This is a genomic window from Natronomonas pharaonis DSM 2160, from assembly GCF_000026045.1.
In the GTDB taxonomy this organism is placed as follows: domain Archaea; phylum Halobacteriota; class Halobacteria; order Halobacteriales; family Haloarculaceae; genus Natronomonas; species Natronomonas pharaonis.
Genome location: NC_007426.1, coordinates 1,637,679 through 1,652,197, shown reverse-complemented (window position 1 = coordinate 1,652,197; position 14,519 = coordinate 1,637,679). Strand labels below are relative to the sequence as shown.

Here is a 14,519-nt window from a genome sequence, read left to right as displayed (position 1 = left end):
TCGGTGTTCGGTCAGCCGCCTTCGAAGATACGGCGGACCTCTTCGTTTTCTTCGAGCGGGTCTTCTTCGGTGATGTCGGTGTCGGTGATTATCTCACCACGTTCGATGACGTAGGCACGGTCGGCGACTTCGCCGGCGTGTCTGACGTTCGACTCTGCGACGACAATGGAGACATCGAGGTCCTTGATTCGTTCGAGGCCGTTGCGGAACTGCTCGCGGACCGACGGGGCAAGCCCCTCGAAAGGCTCGTCGACAAGCACCAACTCGGGGTCAGACGAGAGTGCGCGGCCGACGGTTACCATCTTCTGTTGGCCGCCGCTGAGTTGGCCGGCCGGCCGGTCGAGGAACTCCTCCATCTCCGGGAAGATATCGAGGATTCGGTCGAGCCGCTCTTCGAACTCCGATTCCGGGATGCTGTCGCCGCCCCACGTCGCCATCCGGAGGTTATCCTCGACGGTTAGCGACGTAAAGAGCCGGCGGTCCTCCGGCGCGAATCCGATACCCATCCGGGACCGCTCGCGGGATTTCATGTCGGCGATTTCCGTTCCTGACATGCGGATGCTGCCGTCTGTCATGTCCGTCTGGCCCATCACAGTTCGGAAGGTCGTCGTCTTGCCGGCTCCGTTACGACCGACGAGCGCGACGGTTTCGCCGGGGTCGACACGGAGCGAGACGCCCGAAAGCACCGGCGCACTGTCGATAGTCACACTGACATCGGACAGCTCAAGCAGTGCGTCGCTCATCTCAGACACCTCCCTCCAGGATGAATTCGTTTACTTCCTCGGAGTTGAACACCGCGTCAGGCTCGTCGTCAAGCAGCACGCGTCCCTCATGGAGCGCAACGGTCCGGCTGGAGTACTCGCGGATGAGTTCCATGTCGTGTTCGATGAACACCAGTCCGATGTTCTGTTCGTCGGCTGCCTGTGTTATGGTCTCCATCACGTCGTTTTTCTCCTTTGACCCGACACCGCTTGTCGGCTCATCGAGGAACATAATCTGTGGCTCAAGCGCAAACGACATCGCCACGTCGAGGACTTTCCGGACACCGTGTGGGAGGTGCTCCGTGTGCTCGTCGGCGTGGGCTTCGAGGTTGAACGTCTCGATGAGCTCGTTTGCCTCTTGCAGCGACTCCTCCTCGCGGTCGGTCGGCGTGAACAGACGGTTGTTCTCCTGCTTCCGTGAGAGAATGCTCGATTGGATGTTCTCACGGAGCGTCAACTCGTCGTAAATCTGCGGGATCTGGAACGACCGAACCAGCCCACGACGGACGCGCTTGTAGCGCTTTAGGTCGCTGATATCGTCGCCGGCGAAGAGTATCTGGCCGTCCGTCAGCGGCAAAACGCCGGATATCAGATTGATAAAGGTCGTCTTGCCGGCCCCGTTCGGGCCGATAATGCCGACCGTCTCGTCGGTGTAGAACTCCAAACTGATACCGTCGACTGCGACCAGATTGCCGAACTCCTTGCGGACATCGACCGTCTCGAGTATTGGTGTCGAACTCATGAGTCGTCACCTCCGCGGAACCGCTCGCTGGCTTGCTTGATACCGCCCCAGATACCGTCCTCGCGGAGTGTCACCACAACGATGAGCAGGATGAGACCCATCACGAAGTGCCAGTACTCGGTGAACCGGAGCGTCAGCTCCTGTAGCCCGATGAAGGCGGCCGCGCCGACGATGGGGCCGAAGAACGTCCCCATGCCGCCGAGCAGGGCCATGAAGACGATTTCACCGGACTGGACCCAGTAGAGCTGGTCGGGCGTGATGCGTCCGAGCTGGACGGCGTACAGCGCGCCGCCGAGGCCGGTTATCATCGCCGAGAGCGTCATCGAATACGTCCGGTATCGCTCGACCGGAACGCCGCTCATCATCGCCCGCTCGGGGTTTTCTCGAATCATCTTCAGCGTCAGCCCGAACGGCGAGCGGAGCATCGCCCACATGAGCAGAATCGTCCCGGCCAGGAACAGCAGGACGATGTAGTAGTAGAAGCCGAGCATGTAGGTGTTGAACGCGAGCTCGTTCAGCCCGAGTCCGAGGAAGTCGGGGGTTCCGACGGACATGCCGTCGGTTCCGCCCGAGAGGCCGTAGATATCTCGGACCCCGACGACGTAGACGAGCTGGGCAAGCGCCAGGGTCAACAGCGCGAAGTAAATCTCGTTGCTCCGAAGTGTAAGAAGGGCCATCGCGAGACCGAGTAGTCCGGCAACAGCGACGGCAAACACCAGCAACACGATGAGCGACTCAATCCCCAGTCGGTCCATGCCGATGGCCATCGCGTAGGCTGCGCTGCCGAAGAAGGCCGCGTGTCCGAACGAGAGCAGCCCCGTATAGCCCAACAGGACGTTGAAGCCGAGCGCGGCGATGGCAAAGCACATCATCCAGATGACGAGGAACGATTCGAAGCCCCGCCCAGTGGCTGGAATGAGCGCAAGCAGGACGAACAGGCCGATGCCGCCGAGCACTCGCTTGTCGCCGAGCGCATTGCGGATACGACCGAGGCGGCTCATTCACCCACCTCCTCGTGGCCGAAGAGACCTTCGGGCTTCACGATGATGACCGCGGCCATCAGCAGGAAGACGATAGCCAGCTCTATCTGCGGGACGTACGTGATACCGAAGCTGCGAACCAGCCCGATAATCAGCGATGCCACGATTGCCCCTTTGAGGCTGCCGAGGCCGCCGATGACGATGACAGCGAACGAGAGCAGCACGTACTCAAGGGTAATCGCGGGCGTCGCCGGCGCAAGCGGCACGAAGAGTGCGCCGCCGAGTGCGGCCAGACCGACCGAGATGGAGAAGATGAGCACTCGGACGCGGTTGACGTTGATGCCGAGCATCTGAACCATCTCGTAGTCTTCAGCCATCGCCAGCGAAATCTTTCCGAGCTTCGTCCGCTCGAACATCAGAAACAGCCCGACAGCGGTCACGATGAACATCAGGACAATGAACGTGCGGTACATCGACAGCGACGAGCCGAGGACCTCGAATGAACCGAGCTGTCTACTCGGATTGACGGCGGAATCGACGGCAATGGGCGTCGTTCCCCAGATGAACTTGATGAGGTCCTCTATCATCAGCAACACGCCGAAGGTGGCGAGCAGCTGATAGACGGGCTCGATGTCGTACAGTGGTGCAAAGAGCGTCTTGTCTAGCGCCCCTGCCAGCACCGAAACGACGACCGGGATGGCGATGACAATAAGCACGAGCAAGACCGCAAGCGACGTCGAGATATCGTGCATGTTGTTCAGCGTCCAGACCCCGATGTAGACGCCGAGCCCGAAGAACGCCGCATGCGCCATGTTCAGGAGGTTCAACACGCCGAAGACGAGCGTCAGCCCGACCGACGCAAAGAACAGTAGCGCGGCGAAATATAGGCCGTTGAACGTTGGTCCAAGTATACTTGAGAGAATAGTAATCACCTCGGTTTATTCGACTGGTTCGATCTGTTCGACCCACTCGAAGGTGTCCATCCCTTCTGGCGGGTTGCACTCGTGTGCGGGGATGAACTCGTAGTCGGTGAGGAGGTGGTGGTCGACCGGGAAGTCGTGGTCAGGCGTGGGCTGACCGAAGACACCGGGGGCGGACGCCTGCCGGCCGCCGGCCTGTGCCATCACGTGGCTGCCGTGGGTCGTCTCGAAGGACAGCCCTCGAATCGACGACATCAGCTGGCTGCCCGTCGGCCAGTTGCCGGTCAGCTGAACCGCCTGCTCGACACCCGCTTCCAGTGCTTGGAAGGCGACCCAGTCGTGGTAGGCACCCCAGCCGGGCATGTCGCCGTAGCGGTCGAAGTAGTCGTCGACGAACTCCTGATGGTCTTCAGCAGTCTCGTAGCGGTAGTTGGGCTGGTAGCCGCCACGGCCGCCCATGATGACGTTTTCCGGCATGTCGTCACCGAGCGCTCGGAGAAGCGGCGCGCCCGTGTCGCCGACGAAGACGCCGGTTCCGATGTCATCGAAGAGCCCGTCGTCGACAGCCTGACTGGTAAACGTCGAGATGTCGCCGCCCCACAGGCTCGAGAACACGACATCCGGCTCAAGGTCCTGTACGGCGCTGATGTGGGCGCTGTAGTCGGAGATGAACGGTTCCGGCGTCCGTGTCTCCAGCACCTCAATGTCGGGCCGAATACGCTCCAGCGCTTCGACGAACATGTCGCGGTGGTCGTGGCCCCACGCGTAGTCCTGGTCGACGGTGACGACCGTCTCGACATCGTCCATCTGCTCGACGATACGGGCACCACCGATGGCACCTGCCGCGTTCGTTCCGGCAGTGCGGACCGCATACTCTAGGTCAGGGTTCTCCTCGAATAGCTGGTACGTTCCGGGGACAGTAACGAGGAACGGTATCTGGTTTTCCTCCGCCGCCGGCACCACAGAAAGCGCGTTGGCGCTCGAAATGAGGCCCATGAGCATGTCGGCTTCGTCGTTCTGGGCGATCTGGCGAACGCTACCGCGCATCGACTCAACGCCGGCGTCCTCGTCGATGCGGTCGACGATTTCGATTTCGCGTTCGCCCAGCAGCCCGCCACGGTCGTTAATCCGGTCGACCATCATGTCGACGGCGTTTATCATCTCGTCGCCGTAGAAAGCCGGCGGGCCGGATTCGAAAGTAAAGTGAACGATTCGGAACGGCTCATCCGGAATTCCGTCCAGTTGTTCCTCTTCGCCGGCTTCTTCGAGCAGGGCACAGCCAGCGAACGCTCCGATACCGCCTGCCGCCGCAGCGCCCTTCAGCAGGCGACGGCGGGACGAGCGGATGCGGTTGTCTGTCATGATAGATTCCGTTCGACACGTTGTAAGAGAGTATAATAAGTATACCGGTTATAGACGGAGGACTACTTAAAACATGCGGCCAGATGTGACTATCGAGAGCGGCTAACAGGGACGGCGTGGCCCACGGCAGTATGTGGTGCCGTCCCGTAGTGGTCGTAGACAGCGTCCCCGTAATTAAATCTTTGCCGTGTTATTATCCCTGACCGACCATCGCGTCCTCGTCTTCCCACTCCTGCTCGCGAAGCTCGTATTTTTGGACCTTCCCGGTCGCAGTCGTCGGCAGTTCCTCGACGAACTCGACGCGCCGGACCATCTTGTAGCTGGCAAGGTTCTCACGGGTGAACGCGGTGAGTTCGTCCTCTGTAACAGCGGGGTCGTCGGGGTCGCCACTTTCCGGGACGACGAACGCCTTCGGCGTCTCGCCCCATTCGTCGCTCGGGGCCGGGATGACGGCGACATCGGATACCTCGGGGTGTTCGAAGAGCGTGTCCTCCAGTTCGATGGAGGAGATGTTCTCTCCGCCGGAGATGATGATATCCTTCTTGCGGTCCTGAATCCGCATCATGCCGTTTTCGTCAACCGTTGCGAGGTCTCCCATGTGGTAGTAGCCCTCGACACGGTCGTTGAACGCTTCTTCCGTGGCCTCGGGCTTGCCGAGATACCGGTCCATCACCTGATTGCCGCGGACGACGATTTCGCCAATGGTCTGGCCGTCGCGGGGAACATCGTTGCCATCTTCGTCGACAACACGGACATCGGTGCCGAGGAAGCCGAGTCCCTGGGTTTTCTTGACTGCGAATCGGTCCTCGCTGTCGTCGTCGAAGAACCGCCGCGAATCGGAGGTCGTGATGAGCGGCCCTGTCTCGGTCGCTCCGTACACGTGCTTGAGGTACCAGCCGAACTCGTCTTCGACGGTACGGATGGTCGCCTCCGGCGGGGCGCTGCCCGCCGTCGCGACGCGGACGTCGCTGTCGCCCGTCGTCTCGACATCGTGGCTGTCGTAGTAGTCGAGCAGCATGTTGAGAACGGTCGGTGCCGCACAGAGATACGAGACGTCTTCCGATTGAATCGCTTCAAAGATCGTCTCGGCGTCGACGCCGCGCGTGCAGACGTGCTTTGCACCCATGCCGGTAATGGAGTAGATGTGCCCCCAGCCGTTGACGTGGAACATCGGGAGCGTCCACAGGTAGACATCATCGTCGCTGATTTCTTGATGAATCGACGTTAGATAGGCGTGGAGCGTCTCGCTGCGGTGGGTCCGCATGACACCCTTCGGGTCGCCGGTCGTCCCGGAGGTGTAGTTGATGGTAATGACGTCGTCTTCGTCCATCTCCGGCTCGTCGTAGTCGGGGCCGACACCGTCGATGACCTCGTCGAAGTCCTCCCACTCGCCGTCCGTCTCGGTGGCGTCGTTCGTGATGAATATATCGGTCGGGATGTCGTCACGGACCGCCTCAATCTTCTCGGCTAGTTCGTAGTCCGCGATGACAGCCTTTGCGTCACAGTCGTTGAGAATATACTCAAGGTCGTCCGGGAGCAGCCGATAGTTCAGAGGGGCGTGAATCGCACCCAGCTGCATCGACCCATAGGCGGCTTCGAGGTGATAGTGGGTGTTCGGGTCAAGGACGGCGACGGCGTCGCCCTTCTCGATGCCTCGCTCCTGCAGCGCTTTCGAGACGCGGTCGGCCCGGTCAGCGAGTTCATTGTAGGTAAAGCGTTCACCGGTCGTTGCAACTACCGCTTCCTGGTCGCCGTAATTACGGCGTGCGCGTTCCAGGAACTGCGTGACTAGTAGTGGTCGGCGCATACAGGTTGTGCTGTCCAGTACCTACAATAATAAAGTATGTCTATATGTAATTCTCTCCGGTTTATGCAGGTGGGTACAAGTACCCACCTTCCATGTGACAAAAGAACTATCACACAGCGAGCGATACCCTGGACCGTTATGCCCCAACCAGTACTCGCGGCTGTCGGGTCATCACCCGTCGGCCAGACAGACCTGCCCGGTCGCGACCTCTTTTCGCTGGCCATAGCAGAGGCCTTCGATGGGTTGCCCGACCCGGCGTCGCTCGCCGACGCTGTCTACGTCGGCAACCAATCAGAGACGTACGAACATCAAATAATGCAGGGAACCCTGCTTGCTGAGTGGGCCGGACTCCGGAACGTCCCCGCCGAACGTGTGGAGGGATGTGCGGCCGCCGGCGCGCTCGCGCTGCGCCATGCGGTCAAGGATGTCCGGAACGGCGAACACGAGGGCGTATTGGCCTGTGGCGTCGAAAAAATGACTGCCGGTGGGACAGGCGGTGCGACCGACGCTCTCTCGGCAGCGTTCGACCGCGCCATCGAGCAACGTTCGGGGGTGACTGCCCCAAGCCAGTATGCGCTGCTCGCACAGCGGTATCTCCACGAGACCGACGCGACTGAGGAAGACCTCGCTCGCATCGCTGTCAAGAACCATCGGAACGCCGCAGCGAACCCTCGTGCACAGTTTTCGGAGCCGATAGAGCTTGAGGCAGCCATCGAATCGCCACCGGTCGCGCCGCCGCTGAAGCTCTACGACTGCGCGCCGGTCGGCGACGGGGCGGCCGTCGTCCTCGTTACGACCGAAGAGCGGGCCGCGGAACTCGACGCACCGTCCGTCGCCATCGGCGGAACCGGCGCGGCGGCGAACAACATCGCGGTCGCAGAGCGGGATATGACCGACATCGCCGGGGCGCGAATCGCTGCCGAGACCGCATACGAGGAGGCGGGCCTCACCCCAGACGATGTTGATATCGCCGAAGTACACGACGCCTTTACCGTCAGCGAGGCGCTGCTTGCGGAGGCGGTCGGCTTTGCACCGAAGGGCACCGGCTATCAGAGCTACCGCCCCCCATCGGAGCGGGCTGACGGCTGGACAGATGTCAGTCTCAGCACCAGCGGCGGTCTCAAGGCCCGCGGCCACCCAATCGGTGCGACGGGACTCTTGCAGGCTATCGAGGCCTACGAACAGCTCACGGGACAAGCGCCGAACCGTGGACCACCAGCGCCGGAGACGGCGCTGCTGCTGAACGAGGGGGGCGTCGCTGATGCCGTGACGGTTGCACACGTCCTCACCGCGGGAGGTGGCCGATGAGCGATAGAGCGGACCGGCCGCTAGACGCTGAGAGCCCGCTGACGCTGCCGGGATTCTTTGCGGCGCTCGACGACGGCGAACTCTTCGGCGGCGTCTGTACCGACTGCGGAGCCGTGCTTTTCCCGCCACGGCCGACCTGCTACAACTGCGGCGGCACCAACGTCAGCGCGGAACCGCAGCCGAAAACCGGTACTGTCTACACCTACACTGCGGTTCACTCGCCGCCGCCACAGCTGGACGACGACGCGCCGTATACGATTGCAGTCGTCGAACTTGACGGTGGCGGCCGGCTTTTGGGCCGTGTCGATGCCCCATACGAGGCGGTCGAAATCGGCGACGAGGTACGGCTCCGGGTCAGAGAGCCGACGGACGACGAGCGGGCGCTTGCGCTGGAGTACGAGCGCGAATGGCCGATGCACGTTTTCGACCTCGACGGCTGACGCCTGAGCGCACACCGTATTCTATCGAGAGCGGATACAGCCGGCCTTCGCCTTCGGTTTTGTATACATAATTGTATACAAAAGGTCGGACAGTGGATGTGTAGCGACCTGCACGGCTTTGACACCCCACTGAGCGGAGCGTGGTATAACAAACCCTAAGCGTGTTATAGAAAGCTACCGAGAGATATGCAATCAACTCTCACACAAGACGCCGACGCAGCTAAACCGACACACGTCAACGCGATATCGGTCCGTACCGCCGTCGACAGATAATGTAATGTATACAACAGCTTCGTCACTCGTCACTGAACCCCATCGACGTCCACGACTCGCGGACGGCCGCCTGTATCTCTTCGGGGAATGACTCCTCGAACCCGACCCGCGGCGCGATGTACTCTTGGTCCCAACGGGCGTCCCACGTGGCATCGACATAGAGCCGAGACCCGGTCGACCCGTCCTGTCGATACAGCGGGGCGGTCGCTCGTGGGGCGTCGGACGTGCTGAATATCCAGTTGTGGGATGGGTGGGCCTTTACCCACATATCCTGTAGCGCCTTGCCGAGGTCGGTCGAGGGCACGTCAGTATCGAGGATGAGCACCTTGTCGAAGCTATCGGAAAAGGTAAACAGCGCGTTCGCCAGTTGCCACTCAAAGCCCGCATAGAGGATTTCGCTGGCGACGATACAGAAATTCAACCGGGCTTCCGGTGGGATGAGCAGCCACTCTATCGGCGAAACGCCCCAGTAGCTGTTGATTCGTCGATGAAGCTTCGCCGCCTCAAGCAGTCCCGCGAGTTGGATATCGTCGCTGAGTGGCGCCCCGAGGGAGGCGAACGGAACGGTCGGGCTATTGCGGGTCCGTATCTCGTTGATAGCGATGTCTACAGTCGTCGTGTCGAGAAGCCGCTCCCAGCCGGCAAGCGGTTCCTCGAGCGCTCCGGCGTCTCCCACGACGCGACCGTCGACAACGACCTCCGACGAGGTCGGGATGAGCATACCACGGTGGCGGCTCACCGAAAGCGAATCCGGGCCACGGGCGACCGGGAACGCCTCCCGCTGTCGTGCACCGGTAAACCACGGCAGGTACGCCGACAACAACGCATCACACGGCACACCCAGCGAGACGGTCACGCGCGCTCGCGTCCCAAGTTCCTCGCCGAGCCGCTCCGGTATCGAAACACGGAGCCGATTGGGGCCACGGACTCGGCCGCGGACCGGGCTCCACGTCGTCCGGTCGCCGCCGACGGCGAAGATTCCGAGCGTCGCCATGCCGCCTTCGCAGGTCGGCGGCACCGGCAACCCGAGGTCGCCGAGGTCAATACCGGCCGGTCGTGCATCGAGCGGCTCGGTTCCGTTCTCTGCGACCGGTGTCGTCTCCCGCAACCCGGTCGTATACTCCAGGAGTTCTGCGTAGCTCGTCCCTGTGTCGAGTCCGACAGCAAGCGCGATTCGCGTCCACGGCTTCTGTTCGTGTGGCTGCAGCTGGTCCGGCCCAGCGTATGCCCCGCTTGCGAGGCGGACCACTCCAGCAGTGTTCTCGTAGGTTATTGCGGGACCGTTGTGCTTCAGCGACTCGTATCCCACCATTGCAACCTCGTCGACAGTATGGAGGTCCGACTCGACAGCGAGGGCGTCGCCGTCCTGTTCGAGCCGCTGGAGGTGGTCTCTGAAGGCGGTCATCGCTTCCCCCGTCCGGACGACAGCGGCAGCTTTGAGGCGTCGAAGCCGGCCGTCGCGAGTGTCTCTTGGGCGCGTTCCCGGAGGCGACGGTCGGAGTAGACCGTCTGCTCGACGCCCTCGGCGTTTTCGGCTCGGGTCGCGTCGATGTAGGCTTTTGCCGTCTTGGTCTTTGAGGTCCCGAGGTCGGCGCTACCCTTCTCTTCGGGTGTCTGGTAGATGTTGAGCGGCGTCTTCGGCATCCGCTCGATGCCGAACTGGTAGAAATCCTCTTCGGGGTCTGCGTGTAGGGCGATAGCCTCGAAGACGGCACGAGGGTCCATCGGGTCTACGTCGGCGTCGACGAAAATGAAGAAGTCGACCCGGAGCATCCCCCACGAAGTGAACACGAAGTTCGCCACGTCGTGGAAATACCCGTCGTACTGTTCTTCGGTCGCAAAGACGAACACCGTCTGCTCGGTGTAGGGCCACGTTGCGCTCCGCTCGATGTCGAATCCGGCCGCCCGGGCGCCGATGGTCGCGTCCGGCCCGGAACAGGCGTGTTCGATCGCGTTGCTGGAATTAAACGGATAGCCGGTACCGGACCCGTCGACACAGAAGGGAAGATACGGGTCCGGACGGTGCGTAATCGCCGCAACATCTAGAGCCGGCATCGACCGCCGTGGGCCGTGCATAAACCCGAGATAGTCTCCGTACGGCCCCTCGTCGAGCCGGTCGTCCGGGTGGATATGCCCCTCGATGACGATCTCGGCCGTCGCAGGGACGTACAGGTCGTTGGTTTCGCATTCGACGAGTTCGATGGCCGACCCGCGAATCGAGCCGGCAAACTCGAACTCGCTTCGTCCCGTCGGAATCCACAGGTTCGACGTAAACGACACCGCGGGCGGCGGGCCGATAGCGATGGCAACCGGCATCGGCTCGCCGCCTCGCTCGTAGTCGTAGTAGTAGCGGTTGGGAATCTGCTCGCCGGCCAGCAGCCGGACGCTGGCCCGCTGGGTTCCGTGTATCATCGCACGGTGGTCGCCACAGCGACCCCACTCGGTCGTCGGGTCCGGAGCGACGAGGGTATGGAGGCTCGAATATCTCCCGCCGTCGCCCTGGTGGATATACGGCCACGGAAGGTCGAGCAGGTCGGCATCGCTGCCGCGGTTGACGACCGCTTTGCAGGGTGCCTCGTCTCTTTCGACCGTCTTCGGCTCGATTCGCGATTCGAGCCGTTCGACCATCGCCTCGAAGAATGTCGTGCTGTCGCTTCGCGGGTCGATACCAGCACCGCGTGCGACGTTTGCCCACGGTCGGGTCGGCGGCCCCCGATAGGGGTCGCCGACGAGTCGCGCGGATGCAGCGTCGCCGGACATCGTCTCAAAGACCGGAATCGCTGCATCCCGCTCGTTCGCACGGGTGGTGATTGCGGCTGCTTCGAGGTCCCACGAGACGGGCTGCTGTATCCGGTTTAGCTCGCCGGCCGCATCCAGCGCCGAGAGGAACCCGCGGAAGCTTTCGGTCGCGCTCATCGTCCCAGTGCCGCATCGAGGTCACTTTCTTCGAGCTCATCGCAGACTCCGTCAAGCTGTCGGAGCAGCGGCCGGTGGTCGTCGGCTAGCTTTTCCCAGAGTAGCGACCGGGCTGCCTCCGACTGTGACTCGAAGACGCCCTTTTCGACGAGGTAACAGAGCACCGCTTTCAGCTCCGCCGACCGAGCGTTGATAACATCGGTCCCGCTCTGTGCGTCCTCGAGACAATCGCGGAGCAGCTCCCGGTCTATCTCCCCGCCGGCGTCCGACTCGACGAGTTCGACATACCACGCCTCGTGGCTGTCCTCGTGTGGGCCGCCGCGGACGACAAGCGGTGCAGGGTCTGCAAGCTCCGCTTTCGACTTCGCAATACGGACCTGCGTCTCGAATATCTCCTTCGTTTCGGCGTCGGTCAGTTGAAGCCGGTGTTCACCTTCCGGGTCGTCCGGAAGATACTCGCGTGACGTGATATATTCGCGTACCATCTCGCGTTTTTATTGTGGTGGTTGTTGTAGCTGTAAATACTCTTCTGTCGATTCAGGCCTCATCCCGCCCCGAGACGACTTTCCAGTCGGCTGGGTCTATCTCGTGAGCGCCCTCTGTTGAGTGTTCGGGGTAGGCGGTGAAAACGATACGCTCGGCGCGCCCCTCGACGTAGTCTGCGAGCTTTTCGAGGTTGGCCGCCGAGAGCGCACCCAAGCCATCGAAAAGCAACACCGGTACGTCCTCGCCAACCTCGAAGGCTTCGTGGCCGGCAAGAGCGACCAGAAGCCCCAGCAACTCCCGCTCGCCCTCGCTGAGCGCATCGAGCGAAGCCTCGCGGCCATCTCGTGCGACAACGAGGTTGAACGAATCCGTCAGCCGTGCCTTCTCGAACCCGGTTTCAAAACGTTCGATAACGTCGTCAACCGCGTCTTCAAACTCCGTTCGAAGCCGCCGCTTTGTCGTCTTCTTCTCGGTCCGCAAATCAGTTATCTCGGCGGTTAGCTCGTCGCGGCGGGCTTCCAGCTCAGGCCTCCGGTCGGCGGTGTCGCGTTTCTCCTCGAGTGAGGCCTTCGTCTCCTCCAGCTTGGTCTCGGTGAATTTGATTTCGCTCTCGATGTCCGTCCGCTGTTCGCTGGCAGCCTCGGCTTCCGACTCGAGGGCTTCGACTTTGTCTTCGAGCTCCTCGATGCGCTCTTCGACATCGGCCAGCGACTCCCGTTTTTCTTCGAGCTGTCGTTCCAGCTCCGACTGCTGGTCGCGAATCTCCTGGAGCCGCTTTTCTGCCTCCTGTCGCTGCTCTCTGCGGGATTTCAGCTCCTCGTGTCGCTGCTGGAGCTCGTCGCGTTCCGCACGGGCATCTGACAATCGCTCGCCGAGGGCCGTCACGTACGACTCTATTGTCTCCCGGTCGCTGTCGGCGCCGCACACCCAACAGGAGACGACATCGCCGGCGATAGACCGGTCGATATCGGCGACGAGTTCGAGGCGGTCCTCTTCAAGCAGTCGGTGGTTCGCCGAGTACAGTGACTGCAACAGGTCGATATCGCTGTTCAGCCGGCGGAGCTCCGTCTCGACGGTCGCGAGTTCCTCGCCGACGGCTGCCTCCGGGACATCGATGCCCGACTCGGCTGCGTCCAGCTCTGTGAGTCGGTCTTCGACCCGCTGTACCGTGCTTTCGAGCCGTGATTTTCGGTTTCGCTGTCGTTCCAGTTGCGCCTGCTTGTCAGCAAGCGCCTGTGTCGTGCTGCCGCTGTCTGAGTCGCCGTGGGTCTCCATGCTGGACCGCTCCGAACGAAGCTCTTCGAGCTCCGCTGAGAGCTCCTGTACCCGTTGTTCGAGGTCGATGGCGTCGTCGGCAGCGCGTTCGGCCTGTTCTAGCTGCCGTTCAATATCTTCCCGCTTTTCGGTCAGTGCTGTTATCTGCTCGTCGATGTTCTGAAGGTCGAGCGGAGCAGTGAGTTCGTCCTCAAGGTCTTCGCCGCGGCGAACTGCCCGCCGAATCTCGTTTTCCTCTCCGAGGAACGCAAACAGTATGGCCCGTCGTCGGTCGTAGGGCGTCTCCAAAACCGGGTCCCCTTCTCGGATGATTCGGCCGTCGGCGCGCGTCAACCGAACCGTCGTGGTCGTTTCCTCCTCGCGAAGCTCGACGTATCCCTCATCACAACTTTCTGTAATCGGGTTGGCCGTTCCGAAAACAGTTCGGATGGATTTCAAGAAGCTCGACTTACCCTGCCAGTTTTCAGCGTGGACGACGTTCAGCCCCGGTTCGATCGTTGCCGCCCCGGAGCGAATGCCAGCAATATTCTCTATTTCCAGCTTCCACGTCATCCAGCACCACCTCCGCTTGCCGGCTCAGCATGGTCCTCCTCGGCCGGTTGCGGCGCATGTTCCTCGCAGACGTAACCGCGCTGGAACGCCTCGTCAAACGGGACCCGGACCTGACACTCCGGACACTCCAGCTCCACCCGCACGCGTATCGTCGCCGCTTTCCCGTCACGTATCCGACCTTTGTTAGCAAGTGCGCGTAGCGCCCGCTCTGTCTTTTCTGCCGTCTGCTCGACAGCGGTGTCGACACTCTCTTGCTCCCAGTCGGTTGACGCCGACTGGTCAGGCTTTTTTGCGTTTAGGCAGTCTTTCAGGTGGTGGCGAACGGTGCTCCAGGAGACGAAGTCACTGACGACCCTCGTCGCATCGACGCCGTTTGCGTCCAGATACTCGAGCAACTCCTGCCGTGCCAGCTCGTCGTCGCCCTGCAGCGTCTCGTAGTCGTCGGTTATGCGACTCCCCGGATACGAAAGCGCGGCGTCGTCGTATGCCTCCCGGAGTATCCGCTTGTTTATCCACCCTGTCAGCGTCCGGTATCCGACCGCCTCGCCTCTTGCAGCACCGCTCCACCGGGCGACCAGGTACTCGTCAACCGTCGCGTACTCCCCGATCGGCGACTCGATGTCGTACCGCCGGACGACGTCGCAGACCTTACAGCGGTTTCGGTCGCTCACTACGGACAGGTTCGTTCCTCACGATA

The 14,519-nt window shown here is 61.8% G+C and carries 13 protein-coding genes; 2 read left to right on the top strand and 11 right to left on the bottom strand.

The window, feature by feature from the left end:
• Nucleotides 1-11: 11 nt before the first annotated feature.
• The 6 genes from NP_RS08485 to NP_RS08460 all read right to left on the bottom strand — a co-directional run bounded on the left by NP_RS08485 (nucleotide 12) and on the right by NP_RS08460 (nucleotide 6,572).
• Entirely contained in the window at nucleotides 12-743 is a 732-nt protein-coding gene (locus tag NP_RS08485; RefSeq protein ID WP_011323427.1) for an ABC transporter ATP-binding protein, read from the bottom strand.
• 1 nt (nucleotide 744) lies between these two features.
• Complete coding sequence (locus tag NP_RS08480; protein WP_011323426.1) at nucleotides 745-1,503, bottom strand: ABC transporter ATP-binding protein; 759 nt, start codon at nucleotides 1,501-1,503, stop codon at nucleotides 745-747.
• Complete coding sequence (locus tag NP_RS08475) at nucleotides 1,500-2,504, bottom strand: branched-chain amino acid ABC transporter permease (protein ID WP_011323425.1); 1,005 nt, start codon at nucleotides 2,502-2,504, stop codon at nucleotides 1,500-1,502. The genes NP_RS08480 and NP_RS08475 overlap by 4 nt, the downstream gene beginning before the upstream one ends.
• Nucleotides 2,501-3,415, bottom strand: a complete 915-nt coding sequence (locus tag NP_RS08470; RefSeq protein ID WP_011323424.1) for a branched-chain amino acid ABC transporter permease — start codon at nucleotides 3,413-3,415, stop codon at nucleotides 2,501-2,503. The genes NP_RS08475 and NP_RS08470 overlap by 4 nt, the downstream gene beginning before the upstream one ends.
• 6 nt (nucleotides 3,416-3,421) lie before the next feature.
• Nucleotides 3,422-4,765 (bottom strand): ABC transporter substrate-binding protein, encoded by a 1,344-nt coding sequence (locus tag NP_RS08465; protein ID WP_011323423.1) that lies wholly within the window; start codon nucleotides 4,763-4,765, stop codon nucleotides 3,422-3,424.
• 193 nt (nucleotides 4,766-4,958) lie between these two features.
• The gene (locus NP_RS08460; RefSeq protein WP_011323422.1) at nucleotides 4,959-6,572 is read right to left on the bottom strand and encodes a long-chain-fatty-acid--CoA ligase; all 1,614 of its coding nucleotides are present in this window, start codon (nucleotides 6,570-6,572) and stop codon (nucleotides 4,959-4,961) included.
• Nucleotides 6,573-6,710: 138 nt separating this feature from the next.
• Between NP_RS08460 and NP_RS08455 the strand changes: the two genes are divergently transcribed.
• Entirely contained in the window at nucleotides 6,711-7,880 is a 1,170-nt protein-coding gene (locus NP_RS08455) for a thiolase C-terminal domain-containing protein (protein WP_011323421.1), read from the top strand.
• Nucleotides 7,877-8,320 carry a Zn-ribbon domain-containing OB-fold protein gene (locus NP_RS08450; protein WP_011323420.1) on the top strand — a complete coding sequence of 148 codons (444 nt, stop codon included), beginning with the start codon at nucleotides 7,877-7,879 and terminating at the stop codon, nucleotides 8,318-8,320. The genes NP_RS08455 and NP_RS08450 overlap by 4 nt, the downstream gene beginning before the upstream one ends.
• Before the next feature lie 295 nt (nucleotides 8,321-8,615).
• On the opposite strand, the gene NP_RS08445 is transcribed toward NP_RS08450, so the two are convergent.
• Genes NP_RS08445 through rdfA form a run of 5 tightly spaced genes read right to left on the bottom strand, consistent with a single transcriptional unit; the run spans nucleotide 8,616 to nucleotide 14,493 of the window.
• Complete coding sequence (locus NP_RS08445) at nucleotides 8,616-9,998, bottom strand: UbiD family decarboxylase (RefSeq protein ID WP_011323419.1); 1,383 nt, start codon at nucleotides 9,996-9,998, stop codon at nucleotides 8,616-8,618.
• Nucleotides 9,995-11,509 carry a UbiD family decarboxylase gene (locus NP_RS08440; RefSeq protein ID WP_011323418.1) on the bottom strand — a complete coding sequence of 505 codons (1,515 nt, stop codon included), beginning with the start codon at nucleotides 11,507-11,509 and terminating at the stop codon, nucleotides 9,995-9,997. Before NP_RS08440 ends, NP_RS08445 begins: the two co-directional genes overlap by 4 nt.
• Complete coding sequence (locus NP_RS08435; RefSeq protein WP_011323417.1) at nucleotides 11,506-11,994, bottom strand: hypothetical protein; 489 nt, start codon at nucleotides 11,992-11,994, stop codon at nucleotides 11,506-11,508. The genes NP_RS08440 and NP_RS08435 overlap by 4 nt, the downstream gene beginning before the upstream one ends.
• Nucleotides 11,995-12,046: 52 nt before the next feature.
• Nucleotides 12,047-13,822 (bottom strand): archaea-specific SMC-related protein, encoded by a 1,776-nt coding sequence (locus tag NP_RS08430; protein ID WP_011323416.1) that lies wholly within the window; start codon nucleotides 13,820-13,822, stop codon nucleotides 12,047-12,049.
• Complete coding sequence (gene rdfA, locus NP_RS08425; protein WP_011323415.1) at nucleotides 13,819-14,493, bottom strand: rod-determining factor RdfA; 675 nt, start codon at nucleotides 14,491-14,493, stop codon at nucleotides 13,819-13,821. The genes NP_RS08430 and rdfA overlap by 4 nt, the downstream gene beginning before the upstream one ends.
• Between the last annotated feature and the right edge of the window lie 26 nt (nucleotides 14,494-14,519).

Coding starts and splice junctions, on each gene's coding strand:
- NP_RS08460 (WP_011323422.1), bottom strand. CDS start 6,572: ATGCGCCGACCACTACTAGTCACGCAGTTCCTGGAACGCGCACGCCGT.
- NP_RS08440 (WP_011323418.1), bottom strand. CDS start 11,509: ATGAGCGCGACCGAAAGCTTCCGCGGGTTCCTCTCGGCGCTGGATGCG.
- NP_RS08485 (WP_011323427.1), bottom strand. CDS start 743: ATGAGCGACGCACTGCTTGAGCTGTCCGATGTCAGTGTGACTATCGAC.
- NP_RS08475 (WP_011323425.1), bottom strand. CDS start 2,504: ATGAGCCGCCTCGGTCGTATCCGCAATGCGCTCGGCGACAAGCGAGTG.
- NP_RS08435 (WP_011323417.1), bottom strand. CDS start 11,994: ATGGTACGCGAATATATCACGTCACGCGAGTATCTTCCGGACGACCCG.
- NP_RS08430 (WP_011323416.1), bottom strand. CDS start 13,822: ATGACGTGGAAGCTGGAAATAGAGAATATTGCTGGCATTCGCTCCGGG.
- NP_RS08465 (WP_011323423.1), bottom strand. CDS start 4,765: ATGACAGACAACCGCATCCGCTCGTCCCGCCGTCGCCTGCTGAAGGGC.
- NP_RS08480 (WP_011323426.1), bottom strand. CDS start 1,503: ATGAGTTCGACACCAATACTCGAGACGGTCGATGTCCGCAAGGAGTTC.
- NP_RS08455 (WP_011323421.1), top strand. CDS start 6,711: ATGCCCCAACCAGTACTCGCGGCTGTCGGGTCATCACCCGTCGGCCAG.
- NP_RS08445 (WP_011323419.1), bottom strand. CDS start 9,998: ATGACCGCCTTCAGAGACCACCTCCAGCGGCTCGAACAGGACGGCGAC.
- NP_RS08450 (WP_011323420.1), top strand. CDS start 7,877: ATGAGCGATAGAGCGGACCGGCCGCTAGACGCTGAGAGCCCGCTGACG.